This window comes from Achromobacter sp. PD1 (assembly GCF_048541815.1).
GTDB lineage: Bacteria > Pseudomonadota > Gammaproteobacteria > Burkholderiales > Burkholderiaceae_B > Achromobacter > Achromobacter bronchisepticus_A.
The window spans coordinates 5,353,369-5,369,699 of record NZ_CP183349.1; the positions used below are offsets into that span (position 1 = coordinate 5,353,369).

Here is a 16,331-nt window from a genome sequence, read left to right on the forward strand (position 1 = left end):
GCGCCGCTGTTGGGGGTCCGTGTTCATCGGCGGGTTAGACCTGTGCTTGCGTAAGACGAATATCGACTTCTCGGTCGACGTATTTCCATTCCTCTGACGCACGCAGTTCGGAAAGCAGCCTGTTGAACTCAACCTCATGAATTGGCGCGTATTCGAACCAATTCAGAAAATCGAACGGTTCATTCTCTGAGAGGTCGCGGCAGTGGTGGAGCTTGCGCGCTACTGCAGGCAAATACTGAAGCCCGATTTGGACGTGCTTCGACTGTTCGAAAACGCTCCGGCGTTCGTCTTGCGTGAGCTCCCACCAAGCTGCGTTCTTCCGGATCGGTATTAGCGCACCGCACGTTGCTTCTGGGCGCGCCAGACCTTGCTGCTTCGCTACAATTTCATTCTTCTCTGCGCGCATGACATATCGTTCATTGCTGGTTATTCCACGAAGTATCCAGGGTGCATTGGTTTCAGACTGCAACTCTGAAGCGGATACGACGTTGAGCCTTTTGGCTTCAGGCAGGGGCTCGCCAACTCTCGTTTCGGCCCTGACAATCCGCCAAGGGCCAATGTCTGCGCCGACGAAAGCAAATAATCGTGTATCCATTTCAATCTTTCATGTGTGAATGTTTTAACTCTTGCAGCTTCGAAGAACCTATCTGCCGATCCCGTGCTTGTGCATCATCGCCTCCGCGCAACTGCGACGACCGCCCGCAGCAATCACATTGAACTTTCGAATCGAAACTGCTGAAGCGAACCTACGCGGACGTACGGCCGCAGTCTGTGCGCTGCCGGACGGAGCGCTGCCAATTTGCGCCTACTGGCAGGCTGTGAGTGCGCGGATGGGCCAGCGACCTCCCTTCATAGAGGGAGCGAAGCAGGTCAGAGACACTATTGAACGTCCGCTACCGGGAAGATGCTTGACCGTCCGCAACTGGCCGCCTGCCGCCGACCGCGGTCTGGCTCGAAAGCAGTCTGTCAACGCGCCGTTTCATTGTTGCCATGATCATATCTTAATCGCGCACAGGCGGCCACAGGCGGGCAGTATGAACCAGCGTCAGTATCCACACCGTTTCGCCGTCGATCTGATACACCAGGCGATAGCTTTCGTGCGGGATCAACTCGCGGGTCCCGGGAATCTTTCCCGGCTTGCCCAGCATGGGGTGCTGGATCAAGCGGGCGGCCGCGTCGCTGAAAATCTCATCCATCCGGGCCGCCGCGCGCGGATTGTCGGCTGCGATGTAGTCCCACACATCGGCACGGTCTTGCTGCGCTTCGGGCGTCCAAACAACCCTCACGCCTGGCTCGCCACACTGGCACGCCGTGCGGCGAATTCGGCCTCAACTTCATCGTTCGACCGCCCCAATCCAGCGCGCATCGAAGCCCGGCCGGCTTCGACCTTGCGGCGCAGGAACTCGTCGTACTCGCGCGACTCGCGCTGGCGCTGAACGAACTCGCGCATCAGCTCGCGCAGCACTTGCGACGCCGGGCGATGGGCCGCCTCGGCTTCGGCCATAAACTCGGCGCGCAACTCAGGCTCCAGCTTCATCGTGAAAACGGCTTGTTTTGACATGATCGGGGCCTCCTGCCACTTGATACTAACAAAGTATATACGCCGTCATTACTAAGCGCTATTCACAGAACGCTGCAAGGCGGGCGTGCGCTAGGCCAAGGCCTGTCGGAAAACATTTGTTTTTCGACAGGCCTTCAACGGTCCTCTGCACCAACCTCCGAGTGGCCGCAAAATTGTGCGGAAAACTCTGTCGCCAGACGCTACCATACGGAAACCTCGTCTTAATGGTTTTCCGCTTATGTTGGTAGGTTACATGCGCGTGTCGTCGGACTCCGACCGCCAGAGCACGAACTTGCAGCGCGATGCGCTGCTCGCCGTCGGCGTCGATGCGCGGCATCTGTTCGAGGATCATGCTTCCGGCGCGAAGGACGACCGCGCGGGCCTGGCGCGGGCGCTCGAATTCGTTCGCCCTGGCGACGTGTTGGTCGTGTGGAAGCTCGACCGGCTCGGCCGTTCGTTGTCGCACTTGCTCGCCATCGTGACCTCGCTCAAGAAAAAGCAGGTGGCGTTCCGCTCGCTGACGGAGAACCTGGATACCACGACGCCCTCGGGCGAGTTTCTGTTCCAGGTGTTCGGCGCGCTCGCGCAGTACGAACGCGCCTTGATCCAGGAACGTGTCGTCGCCGGTCTGGCTGCCGCCCGCAAACGCGGCCGGATCGGCGGCCGGCCGCAGGCGATCACCGGCGAGAAGCTGGAGGCCATCGTCGCTGCGCTCGATGGCGGCATGTCCAAGGCGGCGGTGTGCCGCAACTTCGGCGTCAAGCGAACCACGCTGATCGAGACCCTGGCACGGGTTGGTTGGACGGGCTCTCGTGGAGCGTCATCGCGATGACGACCAAGAGCGAACGATTGACCGTCCTGTCGGACGCCGAGCAGGAAGCCCTGTACGGCCTGCCGGACTTCGACGACGCCCAGCGGCTGGAATACTTGGCGTTGACTGAAACCGAACTGGCGCTCGCCAGCAGCCGGCCTGGTCTCCATGCCCAGGTCTATTGCATCTTGCAGATCGGTTACTTCAAGGCCAAGCATGCCTTCTTCCGCTTCGACTGGAGTGAGGTCGAGCACGATTGCGCCTTCGTGCTGAGCCGCTACTTCCACGGCGAGTCCTTCGAGCACAAGCCAATCTCCAAGCACGAGCACTACACCCAGCGCGAGTGGATTGCCGATCTGTTCGGCTACCGGCCGTGGGCGGCCGAGTTCCTGGCGCAGCTCGCGCAGCAGGCCGCGCAGACCGTGCGGCGCGACGTGATGCCGGGGTTCATCGCCGCCGAGCTGATCGTCTGGCTAAACGAGCACAAGATCATCCGGCCCGGCTATACCACCCTGCAAGAGCTGGTGAGCGAAGCCCTGTCCGCCGAGCGTCGGCGGCTGGCTGGCCTGCTGTCGGAAGTGTTGGACGAATCGGCCAAGGCCGCGCTGGGTCGGCTTCTAGTGCGTGACGACACCCTGTCGCAATTGGCGGCGCTCAAGCAGGACGCCAAGGACTTTGGCTGGCGTCAGATGGCCCGCGAACGCGAAAAGCGCGCCACGCTGGAGCCGCTGCACCGGATCGCCAAGGCGCTGCTGCCCAAGCTCGGCGTCTCGCAGCAGAATCTGCTGTACTACGCCAGCCTGGCGAACTTCTACACCGTCCACGATCTACGCAACCTGAAGGCCGATCAGACCTACCTCTACCTGCTTTGCTATGCCTGGGTGCGCTACCGGCAGCTTTCCGACAACCTGGTCGATGCGATGGCCTACCACATGAAGCAGTTGGAGGACGAAAGCAGTGCGGGCGCAAAGCAATCCTTTGTCGCCGAGCAGGTGCGCCGTCAGCAAGACACACCGCAGGTCGGCCGCCTGCTGTCGCTTTACATCGACGACAGCGTGCCCGATCCCACGCCGTTCGGCGATGTGCGCCAGCGCGCCTACAAAATCATGCCCCGCGATACGCTGCAAACCACCGCGCAGCGCATGAGCGTGAAGCCGGTGAGCAAGCTGGCTTTGCACTGGCAGGCGGTGGACGGCCTGGCTGAGCGCATCCGCCGCCATCTTCGGCCGCTGTATGTCGCGCTCGACCTCGCTGGCACTGATCCGGGCAGCCCGTGGCTCGTGGCGCTGGCCTGGGCCAAGGACGTGTTCGCCAAACAGCAGCGCCTATCGCAACGGCCGCTCGCCGAATGTCCAGCGGCCACGCTGCCGAAACGCTTGCGACCGTACCTGCTGACCTTCGATGCCGATGGCAAGCCGACGGACCTGCATGCCGACCGCTACGAGTTCTGGCTGTACCGCCAGGTCAGGAAGCGCTTCCAGTCGGGTGAACTCTACCTCGACGACAGCTTGCAGCACCGGCATTTTTCCGACGAGCTGGTTTCGCTGGATGAGAAGGCCGCCGTGCTGGCGCAGATCGACATCCCGTTCCTGCGGCAGCCACTCGATGCCCAGCTCGATGCGCTCGCGACCGAGCTGCGCGCTCAGTGGCTGGCCTTCAACCGCGAGCTGAAGCAGGGCAAGCTGACGCACCTAGAATACGACAAGGACACGCAGAAGCTGACATGGCGCAAGCCCAAGGGCGAGAACCAGAAGGCGCGCGAGAAGGCGTTCTACGAGCAACTGCCGTTCTGCGACGTGGCCGACGTGTTCCGCTTCGTCAACGGCCAGTGCCAGTTCCTGTCGGCGCTGACGCCTTTGCAGCCGCGCTATGCGAAGAAGGTCGCCGACGCCGACAGCCTGATGGCGGTCATCATCGCGCAGGCGATGAACCACGGCAACCAGGTCATGGCACGCACCAGCGACATCCCGTACCACGTGCTGGAGAGCGCCTACCAACAGTACCTGCGCCACGCAACGCTGCACGCGGCCAACGACTGCATCAGCAACGCCATCGCCGCGCTGCCGATCTTCCCGTACTACTCGTTCGACCTCGATGCACTGTACGGTGCCGTCGATGGTCAGAAATTCGGCGTCGAGCGGCCGACCGTGAAAGCGCGCCACTCGCGCAAATACTTTGGGCGCGGCAAGGGCGTGGTCGCAAAGTAGGCAGCCAACTCGTCGAGTGTGAAGATCGCCTGCTGGCGCGCTGTCATACCACCCCCACTATTTCCGTCGTCACGCGGCCTCGCTCGAGGAAGTTCTTGCAAGACTTTGCTGGATGTTGCACCTAAGGATGGTGTTCAAAACACGTTTGACGATGGACGCTGAGGCGAGATATTCCACATGGTGACGAATCCGGCGGTTTTCGGGGCTCAAACAAGGGCATTTCACCCTTGTGGACGGTCCCTTGCCCGCTTTCGGACGCACTCATCCCTGCAGTCCCTGCAACAGCCGGTGCCGCGCCATCCACAGATTGCTCAACGCAAACAGCGTGTGCAACTGTGCGGTGTTCTTGGCCAGACCGCGATAGCGCACTTTCATGTGTCCGAACTGGCGTTTGATGACCCGGAATGGGTGCTCCACCTTGGCGCGGATACGTGCCTTGACGTGTTCAAGCTGGTCGAGCACAGAGCCCATGGGGCTGTGCTTGTCCAACGCGCGGCGTTTACCCGGGCGCATGGCCACATGCCAATTGGCTTGGATGCCTTGTACTTCTTCTCTTTTGGTCACACCCTGATAGCCCGCATCGGCGAACACATCCATCTCTTCGCCATGGACGAGCGCACTGGCCTGCGTCACATCGTTGACGTTGGCAGCCGTGCCGACCACGGTGTGAACCAGCCCGGAATCGGCATCAACGCCAATGTGTGCCTTCATGCCGAAATGCCACTGGTTGCCCTTCTTGGTTTGGTGCATTTCGGGGTCGCGTTCCCCGTTCTGGTTCTTGGTCGAGCTGGGCGCGGCAATCAAGGTGGCGTCCACCACCGTGCCTTGTTTGAGCATCAATCCTTTGTCGGCCAGGGTGGCGTTGACCACGCCCAGTATCTGCGGGGCCAACTGGTGCTCTTCGAGCAGGTGGCGAAAGCGCAAGATGCTGACCCGGTCGGGGATGCGCTCGACACTGGAGAGGCCAACAAACTCGCGGTACAGCGCGGTCTCGAACAGGACTTCTTCCATGGCCAGGTCACTAAGGCCGAACCATTGTTGGAGGAAATGAATGCGCAGCATGGTCGCCAGCTCAAAAGGCGGGCGACCGGTCTTGGCGCGTGGTGTGTGCGGCGCAATCAGCGACAGCAACTCCGTCCACGGCACCACCAGGTCCATCTCGTCGAGGAACACCGCCTTGCGCGTGCGCCGCGTACTCAGGTTCAGGCCAAGTTCTTGCTGGGTCATGACGCCATTGTTCCTGCCGCACTTCGCTTACGCCATCCGGGCTTGACCGGGGTTTTGAACATCATCCCTAACATGCAGAAAGTCAAGAGCCAACATCCAGCGATCTGCTGGCCGATCGATGTGAATCAATCGTAAGCAGCGAGGAAACAAATGTTGGCTGCCGCCGCGATGGTGCTCCCCAAGTCGTCAATCTGTAGCCATGTGAAGGGGAAGTCCATGAACGAGATTGCGCGAGTCGGGGTGGATCTGGCTAAGCGGGTTATCTAGGTGCATGCGGTGGATGCGCGCGTGGTGGTTGCCAAGGCGCTGGCCGCTGACAAGTTTGCGGCCTGGTGCGCGGAGCTGCCTCCCGGCTGCCTGGTGGCCCTGGAGGCCTGCGGCGGTGCGCATCACTGGGCACGCAAGCTGCGCGGCTATGGGCTGGATGCGCGGCTGATTGCAGGCCACTTCGTCACGCCCTACCGCATGGCCGGCAAGGGTCGCAAGAACGATTCGGCCGATGGGCAACCCGCCCGCACATGCGCTTCGTGCCGGTGAAGACGCCGGCGCAGACGCTGCTGACCACCCATCAGCTGCGCAAACCTCCCGATTCACTCACGCAGCTGATTCCTGCTTGCCTAGGGACGACCATGTAAGCCGCAGATGGTCGGAGTCCTTTGCGACCAGCACCTACGTGAGCAGCCCGGAGGTGGGGATGCCCTTGGCGATGATCTCCGCCGGGACTGGCGCCTGGGTCAGCGTTCGGCACCTGTGCGCAGGTCCACTTGCCGCGGATGTGGCACTCTACCGTGAATACGCCCGGTGTGTTGTCCAGCTTCTCGCTGATGCGCTTGAGCGCACAGCCGCACGCGCAGCGAGTGTTCTCGGGCTCGTGGTGGCAGTCCACGCGCGGCAGGTCCGCCGGCAAGGCGGTGCGCTTAGGCATCGCGCCAGGCGTAGCCGGCGGCTTCTTCTTGCCCAGCAGTTCCTGGAGCTGCGCCTCAGCCGCGGCAAGGTCGGCGTCCAGAGCCTCGTCGAACAGCGCGCGTTGTTCGGCATCGAGCTGCTCGCTATTCTTGCCGAACTTCAGGCGTCGCAGCTGGGCGATCTCGAACGAGAGCTTCGCCGTAGGCGCTGACATGGGCGAAAAGCATCCGAGCATCACCCCCCAGGATGGCTCTCATCTCGATACAGAGGTGAATCCTCCGCACTATTCGGCTCCCTACGATGATATGGACTGATCACATCGGTAGGGAGAAAGCATGAACTTACGCCATCTTCGCTGCTTCATCGCCGTAGCCGAGGAACTGCACTTCGGCCGGGCTGCTCGACGGCTGCACATCGAACAGTCTCCACTGTCGCGCACGATCCGCCAGATGGAGGCGGATTTAGGGGTGCCGCTGCTCAACCGCTTGCCACGCAGTGTTCGTCTCACACCGGCGGGACAGGTCTTCCTCGAAGAAGCCCGGCGCGTACTGCTGGCCTTCGAGCAAGCGCAGACCAAGGCACGCGCCGCAGCGAACCAGCGGAACACGCTGCGCATCGCACTATCTGGTGACATGGGGCAGGCCCGCTTGTCGGCGTTGCTTGCGCTTTGCCGCGAGGAGGCACCACAGGTCGGCATTCGGATATTTGAAACGCCACTGGCGCAGTTGGTGACTGGACTGCGCAACGACTTGTATGACGCAGGTTTTGCATTGGCTGGTGAAATGGACGCCGGCATCGTCGCCATGCCGGTGTGGCGAGACCCGCTGGTGGTGGCTTTGCCCGCCAGGCATCCGCTGCTGGCTTTCAAGGAAGTGCCGCTGGAGGAAGTGGCGAGCTATCCGCTGGTGCTGTGCGATCCCCAGGTCTGCGAAGGTTGCAGCCGGCAGCGCGAACGGCTGCTCCGCACGGTGGATGCGCAGCCGACGGTAGCCGAGTACGTCAAGACCCATTCCCTGATGCTGGCCCTCGTGGCCGCCGGCTACGGCGTGGGCTTTTCGAGCGCGGCGCATCTGGCGGGTTGCCATCAGGCCGATGTCGTCGTGCGGCCGCTGGCCGACGAGACCGCTTCGCTGACGACCTATCTACTGCGACCCGAAGGCGAAATCATGGAGCCGCTGCGGCAGTTCATCGACCGCGTGGAGCGTGTCGGACGCCCGCAAGGCACCGATCAACGCCCGATGTGACGCGGGGATTTTGGACGGTACGATTCCCTTTCGGTCTGGACCTTGACCCGCATTGCATCGGCGGCCGACCTTTTGCGTCACGGGCATGGATGGCGAATCGGGCCTATCCACCCGGCATCAAGCAAGGCACCTTCAAGCTGTCGAGGTCACAGCAGTGACGCAGAACGCATGAGCCCTTGCTGGATGCAAACCGGCTCAGCCGGAAGTCGCATTGGCGCTTTACCCCGCCCGTATTCCTACGAAAACTTTGCCCTGGTTTTCCGGTAAAGCGCGGCATCCCTTCCTGATCGAACTTGGATGCGCGGCTTTTCAGACCGTTGCGCCGGTAACAAGATTTTTCGCAGGTGCATTATGGTTGAGGTGTAGCGGGCACCGCAAGGAGGTTTGCCCCCTGCGTAACGCTCGGCGACATCGCCGCACCCAACGTCCACCACGATGCCGACCGGCTCGCGCTTTATCGGGTTCTTTGGGCAATCGCTGCGCCCATGTGGGCCGCGCGCGCTTGCCATGTGTCGATCCGACGATGGGAAGAGCGCGTTATGCCGAAATCGAGCAGCCACGCCTTTGGCGCAAAGACGTACTACCGACCGATCGAGGCGGCCGTCCGCTGGTGCGGTCTCCTGCGCTTCGAGCAGCGTATTCTGGAGGCGCTGGAGCAGCGTGCCATGCCGGAGCCCGGCGAATTCCCGCGCTGGCCGCTGCTGCGCCTGTATGCCGAGCGCATCTTCGACGCGCTGACGCATGGCGAATTGCCCGGTGGCAAGGCCGGCATCGTGCTGGACTCGCAGCGGCCGGCGCTCGACGACCCCGAGTTGACCGTGCGCCACGTGGACTTGAAAGCGTGGATGTCGCAGTTCTACCCCGGCGATCGGCCGGGGTTTTTGTTTGACGGCATCGAACGCGCGGTGCATCCGGCGGTGAGCGTGGACACGCTCAACATTCTGCTGGCCGATCGCGAAGCAGCGAAGTCGCAACTTGCCGAACTTGCCCTGGTGCATGAAACGCTGCGCACCGCGCACGAAGCACTGGCGAAGGAACATGCCACGCGCGCGGCCAACGACGAACAGGCGCGCGAGCCTGGCCTGCGCAGCGAGACGACTTACCTCAACATCATCGGCGGACTGCTGACGCTGCTGCTGGGCAATTCGCCGTCAGGCGCGGCCTATTCGTCGTTCCGCAGCATGGATGCCGTGGTCAGCGCGCTGATCGCACACCATGAGGGGCGGCCGGGTCTCAGCGAGCGGACGCTGTGGAGCAAGCTCGCGCAGGCGCGGCGCCACCTGGAGGCGTCGCGCTGACGACGCGGCCAGCATGATGCCGATGCGGCGCACTGCAATTGCAGTCGCTGCTTCTGCAATTGCAGTGATTTCGGCGACCGCGGTGTATTGAATACGAGGCACTTTCCGAACAGCGCCAGTGAGCGTCAAGGAGTGTCTCTCATGTCTTCGCAGACCACCGCGCCGGCAGTGCCGGCCGAGCACCGCATCCTGCGTCGCGCCGAAGTCGAGGCCAAAACCGGCTTCAAGCGCGCGCACATCTACAGCCTGATGAAAGAAGGCAAGTTCCCCAAGGCGCTGCGCTTGGGCGTGCGCGCCGTGGGCTGGGACTCGGCGGAGGTCGAGCAGTGGATCGCCGATCGCCTCGATGAGCGCGCCTGACGCTTTTCCTCGGTACATGCCATTCAACCGGGAGAGGCCCATGCAGGTGGTGTCCATCATTTCGACCAAGGGCGGCGTCGGCAAGACCACGACGGCGGCCAACCTGGGCGGCTTCGCAGCCGACACCGGGCTGCGCGTGCTGCTGCTGGACCTGGACGTGCAGCCCACGCTGTCGAGCTACTTCACGCTGGCCGAGCGCGCGCCGGCCGGCATCTACGAGATGCTGGCCTACAACGAGCAGCGCGCCGAGCAACTGGTGTCGCGCACCGCGATCGAGCGGCTTGACCTGGTGCTCTCGAACGACGACCGCGGCGAGCTGAACACGCTGCTGCTGCACGCGCCCGATGGCAGATTGCGGCTGCGCCACCTGCTGCCCACGCTGGCGCCGCACTACGACCTGCTGCTGATCGACACCCAGGGCGCGCGCAGCGTGCTGCTGGAGATGGCGGTGCTGGCCTCGAACTTGGCGCTTTCGCCGGTGACGCCGGAAATCCTCGCGGCGCGCGAGCTGCGGCGCGGCACGCTGCAACTCATCGAGGACATCGCGCCGTACCGCCACCTCGGCATCGAGCCGCCGCCGCTGCACCTGCTCATCAACCGCGTGCATCCGGTGTCGTCGAATGCGCGGCTGATCCAGCAGGCGCTGCGTCAGGTATTCCAGGAGCAGCCTGGCGTGCGCGTGCTGGACACCGACGTGCCGGCGATTGAAGCCTATCAGCGCGCCGCGACGCGCGGACTGCCGGTGCATCGGGTGGAATACCGCCAGCCGGCGGGCCGCACGGCACCTGCCGCATTGGAGACCATGCGCGCGCTGGCCGGCGAGCTGTTCCCGGCGTGGCAGGAGCGCTTTGCGCTCGTCACCGGCCGAGGCGACGCGGGAGGGGCCGGCCATGGCCAGCGCACATGACCTGGCCCGCGGCCACAAGCGGCTGCGAGGGCTGATCGAGTTCGCCCTGGGAGAAGGTTGGAAGGTGGTGCGCACCCGCGGCGGGCACCTGCTGTTCACGAAGCAAGGCTGCGCGCCGATCTACACCAGCTCGACGGCGAGCGACCACCGCGCCGAGCGCAACGCCCGTGCGCAGCTTCGCCGCGCCGACCGACAGGCGGCCCAGGGTGTTGCAGCATCTCAGGAGAATGGCCGTGGCTGACCTGACGCCGCAGGACATGGCCGCCAATCTGCTGGCCTCGGGCTTCGAGCGCAACGGCCCTTCGGTCGCGGCCCTGAGCGACCCCATCGCCGACACGCCGATGGTGGTGACGCTGGACCAGTTGCGCCCCTACGACCACGACCCGCGCGTGACGCGCAACCCGGCCTACGAGGACATCAAGGCCTCGATCCGCGAACGCGGGCTCGATGCGCCGCCCGCGATCACGCGCCGGCCCGGCGAACCGCACTACATCATCCGCAACGGCGGCAACACGCGCCTGGCGATCCTGCGCGAGCTGTGGAGCGAGACGAAAGACGAACGGTTCTTCCGCATCCCCTGCCTGTTCCGCCCGTGGCCGCAGCGCGGCGAAGTGGTGATGCTGACCGGGCACCTGGCCGAGAACGAGTTGCGCGGCGGGCTCAGCTTCATCGAGCGGGCCTTGGGCGTGGAGAAGGCGCGCGAGTTCTACGAGCAGGAAATGGGGCGGGACAGCGGCCAGCCGCTGTCGCAGAGCGAGCTGGCGCGGCGGCTTACGGCCGATGGCTTCCCGCTGCCGCAGTCGCACATCAGCCGCATGCAGGACGCCGTGCACTACCTGCTCCCGGCGATCCCCACGCTGCTGTACGGCGGGCTCGGCCGGCATCAGGTGGAACGGCTCGCGGTGCTGCGCAAGGCCTGCGAACGCACCTGGGAGCGGCGTGCCCTGAGGCGCAACCTGTCGATGGACTTCGCTACGCTGTTCCAGGACGTGCTGGCGCAGTTCGACACGCAGCCCGACAACTTCTCACCGCAGCGGGTGCAGGACGAGCTGGTCGGCCAGATGGCCGAGCTGCTGGAAGCGGACTACGACACGCTGAGCCTGGAAATCGACGACAGCGAGAGCCGGCAGCGCGCATTGACCAGCGATCCTGCGCCGCTGCAGGCGGCAAGACCTGCGGTGCCGGCCGGGCCACCGCGACCACCGTCACCGCCTTCGCTGCCGCCCGGCCCCTCGGTGCAGTCGTCGGAGCCTGGCCCTGGCCAGGCTGCGCAGGCCGGTTCCACGCCGGCCGCCAGCGACAAGGGCATGCAGCAGGATGACGAACGCCTGCAGGGTCACATCGTGTCCCCGGCCCCGACCACCGAACGCCTGCAATCCATCCAGCGCATGGTGGCCGATCAGATGGGCGACAAGCTGCCCGACTTCGAGGCCGACGCGCTGCGCGCGATCCCTGTGCAGGCGGGCGGGCTCTACCCCATCTCGGATGTCTGGTACATCGAGCCCGGCCTGGATGTGCCGGATCGGCTGCGGGTGCACATCGCGCAGTTCGCGCGCGAGATCGCCGAGGAAGCCGACGTGGCCGGGCAGGTCGAACCCAGCGAAGGCGGCATGGGCTTCGTCTGCGTGGCGCCCCCGGCGGTGCGCGCATTGCCTCCGTTCGCGTGTGCGGTGCTGACCTTGCTGCATGCGCTGTGCGCCGCGCCCCGACCCGCCCCCGGCTTCGATGGCGCCCGGCTGGCCGACGACCTGGCGGCCTTGCTGCATGGCGGCGGCGCATATCCGCGCCTGAGCGATGCCGGGCTGGTAAAGCTGTTCCGGCTGCTGCGCATGGCGCGCCGGCTGCTGGATCTGGAGACCGGCGCGGCCTCCAGCAACCCCGGCCACGGCGCCTGAGCAGAGGCCATCATGTCGGCACCGCATCCGCTCAACCAGGCCGTCATCGCACAGGCGCTGCACGACCTGCGCAATGGGCAACTGCGGCGCTGCAAGGCGATGGGCTTCGGCGAGGAGGAGCTGGACGCGCTCAAGCACCCCGAACTCGTGAGCATGCTGGTGAACGCCACGGTGTCGTGGTGTTCGGTGTCGGTGAACCGCGATGTGCTGAAGCGGCTGCTGAGCCAAGTGCACGACGTGGAGCGAGAGATCGCGACGGTCGACCGCATGCTGCGCCTGGGCGCCAGCACGGAGATGGTCAGCCGCTTCTACGGGCTTACGCACCAGGAGGTGGCCCTGCGCCGCGACATCCTCGGCCTGCCCAAGCGCAAGGGGCGGCATCCGGTGCTGGACGAGGCGCAGGACACGGCGCTGTGGAAGCAGTGGAAGGCCGGCGTCATGGAGCGCGGCATCGCGCTGGACGATGAGGTGGCGATGCTGACGCTGACCATGGACCTGGCCGAGACCTTGAACCTGCCGATGTCGGTGATCTGGTCGGCGATACGCAACTGGATCGACCAGGGGCTGGTGTAGGCCATGGCGACCGGCGGCGCACCCCGGCGCGATGGCCCCGTGGCGCTGTCGGCACTGTTCGACGACGCGCTGCGGGAACTGGTGCCACGGGCACCACCGACACCGCCAGCCCCGCGCGGCGCTGCTGCTGCATCGCCGGCCGCGCCGGTCAGCGACGGCTTCCTCTACAGCGGCAACCGGCACGAGAGCGTGCCGCGTGCGCTGTTCCTCGACCGGCGCCTGACGCCGCTGGAGCGCAACGCCTGGCAGGTGCTCCGCCTGCAGCTCCAGAGCGACGGCGTGACGGCGTTCCCGACCTACGACCAGCTTCGCCCCTACCTCGCCTCGATGCCCTGCGCGGCGCAGGCCTCGCACGAGACCGTGGCGCGCGCCTTGACGCTGCTGCGGCTGACGCGCTGGCTGAGCCTGGTGCGACGGCGCCGCGACCCGAAGACCGGGCGCATCCTGAGCAACCTCTACATGCTGCACGACGAACCGCTGACACCCTTCGAGGCGATGCAGCTCGACCCCGACTACCTCGGCCTGGTCGGCCAGGCGCTGACCCATGCGGCGAAGGCGGTGCAGATCGTCGGCATGAACACCCTGCGCGAGATCGCCGAAGACCCGATGCTCAACGGCCGCACGCTGCCCACGCGGCTGCAGGTGCTGGCACAGCGCATGGCGCGCAACGAATGGGCGGACGCGAGTTATCCACAAGCGCCTGTGGATCACGAATCCGAAGAAGGCCAGGACGGCCTGCTTCGGAATCTCGAAGGCCCGTCTTCGGAATCCGAAGCAGGGCTGAAATCCGCGCCAGACGGCTCACTTCGGAATCCGAAGGAGGACCGTACTGTACGTATGGATCGTATAAATCAAGTACGTACAGTACCGCGCGCGAAGTCGTTGCAGCACCTGCGCCTGCCCGAGCGCCTGCTGCGCTTGAAGGACGAGCAGCAAAGCGGCGCGATGGTGGCCTTGCAGCAGGTGGACGAGTCGCTGCGGCAGGCGGTGTTGGACGAATGGGATGCGCGCTGCCGCAACAGCGCGGTACGCAACCCGGCCGGCTATCTGTTCGGCATCATCCAGAAGGCGATCCGCGGCGAGTTCAACGCCTGGGCCGGCGAAGGCGGTTCGCCATCGACGCCGCCTGCGCCGCCGCCACGGCCAGCCGCACCGGCACCGTCTGCACCGCCACCGCCCGCGCCGAACGGCCCTGGCCGCGAGGCAGCGCGGGCCTACCTGGCGAAACTGCGTTCAACCCTGGGCGATTCCTGAGCAGCTATCCCCAGGGGATAGCTGGGACACGAAGCCTTCCAGGCATCGGCTTCGGTTCTGTCATGCGTCGCACGGTCGCAGCCCGGCGCGGACCTATCCCCTGGGGATAGACGGAACACGCGACCTTCCGGGGCGACAACCGGGAGCGCACCCGCTGCGGTTTGTTGACTGACGCCCTTCCGGGCGATGCCGATGCTGGCGGCTCGTTCCCGTACCGCGAGTCGTCACCATGGCCAATGAATCCCAGCCGCCCCTGCAGTTGAATCTCGGATCGCTGCGCAGCGCGATGTCGCTGACGCTGCACACCCACCACGCTTCACGCATCTGGCATGGCCGAGCGCCTGCCGAGGGCCGGCCCGGGATCATCGGCCTGAACGGATACATCAGCGTGATGAACAAGATGAAGCGCGGCGCCGAGCAGGACGATCCCTACTCGGATTTCTGGATGCTGCGCATCGAGGACAAGCTGACGCAGACCAAGGACAGCTTGCAGGCGCTGCGTGAGCAGGTGGACCAGGCGCTGGCCGACGTGCCGCCCGCGCTGTCGCTGGGCGAGAACATGAACGTGCAGCCCGTGAAGCTGCCGCTGTTCGTCAATGCGCAGCTCGGCTTCATGGCGGTGTACCTGCTGGCCGACTACGACGACCTGGCCCGCAAGCTGATCCTCGCCCACCACACCGCGCTGATCGACCGCAGCACGCTGGAACGCTGGCTCAACGACGGCGCGCATGCGCTGCGCAGCCTGTTCTCGCTGGCACAGCAGTACCGCTACTCCGGCGCGACGCGCGACGACTTCGCCTCGAAGAACGCGGTGGCGCGGGCGGCGCTGGAGAAGTTCGGCGAGTTGCCGCAGGACGTGCTCGAAGGCACGCGCCGCTCGCGCTTTGCGCCACCGATCGCACGGCGGTCGGGCAAGCCTGGTACAGCCGCGGATGCCGCACCCAGCGCTGGCGCAGCCGACGTGGCGGACGACGACCACGACCATGACGGCGAAGGCACGAAGGCATGACAGCATCGTCTTCCACCGGCCAACCGGCGCGCTTCCTGCCGCTGGAACAGGCGGACTTCCAGCGCCTGGAACACGGCTCCTACCTAAAAGGCCTTTTACAGCCTTTTAAAGGTAAGGGGAGTCTGGAGGCCTGGGCCAACCAGTGCACGGCGCTGCGCGACGACTTAATCGGGCTGGCGCAGCGGCGCGTGCTGCAACAGGCGCGGGCCTACCCCTTCTCGCTGCTCGACGTGCAACTGGCCCAGCAGACCACTGGCGCAGGCACGACCTTCCTGCGCTGGCGCAACCACGACCGTTCTTCCATGGGCGTGGCGCTGTGGGAATCGCTGCTCGACCGCCCGGCGACGCCGGCCTCGCTGATCGACGACCTGTACGCGATGGAGCTGCAGCGCATCGCTTTGAACATGCAGATCAGCCTCCTTCACACGCTGGGCCGCCAGGCCCAGGAGTGCGCCAGCAAGGCCGCGCAGGCCGAAGCGGCTTACCTGCGACGTGTCCACGGGCATGCCGCGTCGGTTCCATCCACCACCCCCAAGGAGTCTCCATGAGCACGCACTTCGTCGGCGAGGGCAACATCGGTTCCGCGCCGGACTATCGCGAATTCCCTAACGGCAACGACGAGCCGCGCCGGCTGCTGCGCCTGAACGTCTACTTCGACAACCCGATCCCAAAGAAGGACGGTGAATTCGAGGACCGCGGCGGCTTCTGGGCGCCGGTGGAGCTGTGGCACCGCGACGCCGACCACTGGAAAGACCTGTACCAGAAGGGCATGCGCGTGCTGGTAGAAGGCCGCACGGTGAAGGACGAGTGGGAGGACGCCGACGACAACGAGCGCACGACCTTCAAGATCGAGGCCCGCCGCATCGGCATTCTGCCGTACCGCATCCAGGCCGTGACCCTCAGCGCCAGGACGCTGGAACCCGAGGCCGCAGTACCGCCGCCGAAGGAGACCAAGGGGACGAAGGCGTCGAAGGAAACCAAGGCCAAGGGCTGATTCCCCGCAGGGGGCGGCTGTAGCAACCGTCAGACGCCCGCCATGCACCAGCTATCCCCAGGGGATAGCTCCAGGGTGTTCCACC

17 protein-coding genes and 2 pseudogenes are annotated in these 16,331 nt (G+C 65.0%); 14 read left to right on the plus strand and 5 right to left on the minus strand.

Annotated features, from left to right (window positions below):
* Positions 1 to 34: 34 nt before the first annotated feature.
* The 3 genes from ACM1PE_RS25150 to ACM1PE_RS25160 all read right to left on the minus strand — a co-directional run bounded on the left by ACM1PE_RS25150 (position 35) and on the right by ACM1PE_RS25160 (position 1,561).
* Positions 35 to 595, minus strand: a complete 561-nt coding sequence (locus ACM1PE_RS25150) for a chlorite dismutase family protein (protein WP_011514928.1) — start codon at positions 593 to 595, stop codon at positions 35 to 37.
* Positions 596 to 1,001: 406 nt separating this feature from the next.
* Entirely contained in the window at positions 1,002 to 1,286 is a 285-nt protein-coding gene (locus tag ACM1PE_RS25155) for a type II toxin-antitoxin system mRNA interferase toxin, RelE/StbE family (RefSeq protein WP_011342942.1), read from the minus strand.
* Positions 1,283 to 1,561 carry a hypothetical protein gene (locus tag ACM1PE_RS25160; protein ID WP_011342941.1) on the minus strand — a complete coding sequence of 93 codons (279 nt, stop codon included), beginning with the start codon at positions 1,559 to 1,561 and terminating at the stop codon, positions 1,283 to 1,285. Before ACM1PE_RS25160 ends, ACM1PE_RS25155 begins: the two co-directional genes overlap by 4 nt.
* 238 nt (positions 1,562 to 1,799) lie before the next feature.
* Between ACM1PE_RS25160 and ACM1PE_RS25165 the strand changes: the two genes are divergently transcribed.
* Positions 1,800 to 2,393 (plus strand): recombinase family protein, encoded by a 594-nt coding sequence (locus ACM1PE_RS25165; RefSeq protein WP_012435588.1) that lies wholly within the window; start codon positions 1,800 to 1,802, stop codon positions 2,391 to 2,393.
* Positions 2,390 to 4,573, plus strand: a pseudogene (locus tag ACM1PE_RS25170) (Tn3 family transposase); the annotation flags it as partial. The gene ACM1PE_RS25165 and the pseudogene ACM1PE_RS25170, both read left to right, overlap by 4 nt.
* Positions 4,574 to 4,840: 267 nt before the next feature.
* Here the strand turns inward: ACM1PE_RS25170 and ACM1PE_RS25175 are convergent.
* Positions 4,841 to 5,806, minus strand: a complete 966-nt coding sequence (locus ACM1PE_RS25175) for an IS5 family transposase (RefSeq protein WP_419341341.1) — start codon at positions 5,804 to 5,806, stop codon at positions 4,841 to 4,843.
* Between the two features lie 267 nt (positions 5,807 to 6,073).
* On the opposite strand from ACM1PE_RS25175, the gene ACM1PE_RS25180 reads away from it, so the two are divergent.
* Positions 6,074 to 6,343, plus strand: coding sequence for an IS110 family transposase (locus tag ACM1PE_RS25180; RefSeq protein ID WP_033873718.1), 270 nt, complete (start codon positions 6,074 to 6,076; stop codon positions 6,341 to 6,343).
* A 135-nt stretch (positions 6,344 to 6,478) separates the two neighbouring features.
* Here ACM1PE_RS25180 and ACM1PE_RS25185 read toward each other — a convergent pair.
* Positions 6,479 to 6,908, minus strand: a pseudogene (locus ACM1PE_RS25185) (IS66 family transposase); the annotation flags it as partial.
* Positions 6,909 to 7,047: 139 nt separating this feature from the next.
* Here ACM1PE_RS25185 and ACM1PE_RS25190 point away from each other — a divergent pair.
* The 11 genes from ACM1PE_RS25190 to ACM1PE_RS25240 all read left to right on the plus strand — a co-directional run bounded on the left by ACM1PE_RS25190 (position 7,048) and on the right by ACM1PE_RS25240 (position 16,246).
* Positions 7,048 to 7,956, plus strand: coding sequence for a LysR family transcriptional regulator (locus tag ACM1PE_RS25190; protein WP_012761385.1), 909 nt, complete (start codon positions 7,048 to 7,050; stop codon positions 7,954 to 7,956).
* A 539-nt stretch (positions 7,957 to 8,495) separates the two neighbouring features.
* Positions 8,496 to 9,254, plus strand: coding sequence for a hypothetical protein (locus ACM1PE_RS25195; protein WP_003454930.1), 759 nt, complete (start codon positions 8,496 to 8,498; stop codon positions 9,252 to 9,254).
* 141 nt (positions 9,255 to 9,395) lie between these two features.
* Complete coding sequence (locus tag ACM1PE_RS25200; protein ID WP_003454927.1) at positions 9,396 to 9,614, plus strand: AlpA family transcriptional regulator; 219 nt, start codon at positions 9,396 to 9,398, stop codon at positions 9,612 to 9,614.
* A gap of 40 nt (positions 9,615 to 9,654) precedes the next feature.
* A complete protein-coding gene (locus ACM1PE_RS25205) occupies positions 9,655 to 10,521 on the plus strand; it encodes a ParA family protein (protein WP_003454923.1) in 867 nt (288 codons plus the stop codon).
* Positions 10,505 to 10,762: a hypothetical protein gene (locus tag ACM1PE_RS25210; RefSeq protein ID WP_003454921.1), complete on the plus strand. Its 258-nt coding sequence runs from the start codon at positions 10,505 to 10,507 to the stop codon at positions 10,760 to 10,762. Before ACM1PE_RS25205 ends, ACM1PE_RS25210 begins: the two co-directional genes overlap by 17 nt.
* Positions 10,755 to 12,416 carry a ParB family protein gene (locus ACM1PE_RS25215; RefSeq protein WP_003454909.1) on the plus strand — a complete coding sequence of 554 codons (1,662 nt, stop codon included), beginning with the start codon at positions 10,755 to 10,757 and terminating at the stop codon, positions 12,414 to 12,416. The genes ACM1PE_RS25210 and ACM1PE_RS25215 overlap by 8 nt, the downstream gene beginning before the upstream one ends.
* A 12-nt stretch (positions 12,417 to 12,428) precedes the next feature.
* The gene (locus tag ACM1PE_RS25220) at positions 12,429 to 12,989 is read left to right on the plus strand and encodes a DUF2857 domain-containing protein (protein WP_003454899.1); all 561 of its coding nucleotides are present in this window, start codon (positions 12,429 to 12,431) and stop codon (positions 12,987 to 12,989) included.
* Positions 12,990 to 12,992: 3 nt separating this feature from the next.
* Positions 12,993 to 14,243 (plus strand): STY4528 family pathogenicity island replication protein, encoded by a 1,251-nt coding sequence (locus ACM1PE_RS25225; RefSeq protein WP_003454897.1) that lies wholly within the window; start codon positions 12,993 to 12,995, stop codon positions 14,241 to 14,243.
* 229 nt (positions 14,244 to 14,472) lie between these two features.
* Positions 14,473 to 15,252, plus strand: a complete 780-nt coding sequence (locus tag ACM1PE_RS25230) for a PFL_4669 family integrating conjugative element protein (RefSeq protein ID WP_003454895.1) — start codon at positions 14,473 to 14,475, stop codon at positions 15,250 to 15,252.
* A complete protein-coding gene (locus ACM1PE_RS25235; protein WP_003454894.1) occupies positions 15,249 to 15,800 on the plus strand; it encodes a DUF3158 family protein in 552 nt (183 codons plus the stop codon). Before ACM1PE_RS25230 ends, ACM1PE_RS25235 begins: the two co-directional genes overlap by 4 nt.
* Positions 15,797 to 16,246: a single-stranded DNA-binding protein gene (locus tag ACM1PE_RS25240; protein ID WP_003454893.1), complete on the plus strand. Its 450-nt coding sequence runs from the start codon at positions 15,797 to 15,799 to the stop codon at positions 16,244 to 16,246. The genes ACM1PE_RS25235 and ACM1PE_RS25240 overlap by 4 nt, the downstream gene beginning before the upstream one ends.
* The last annotated feature ends 85 nt before the right edge of the window (positions 16,247 to 16,331 follow it).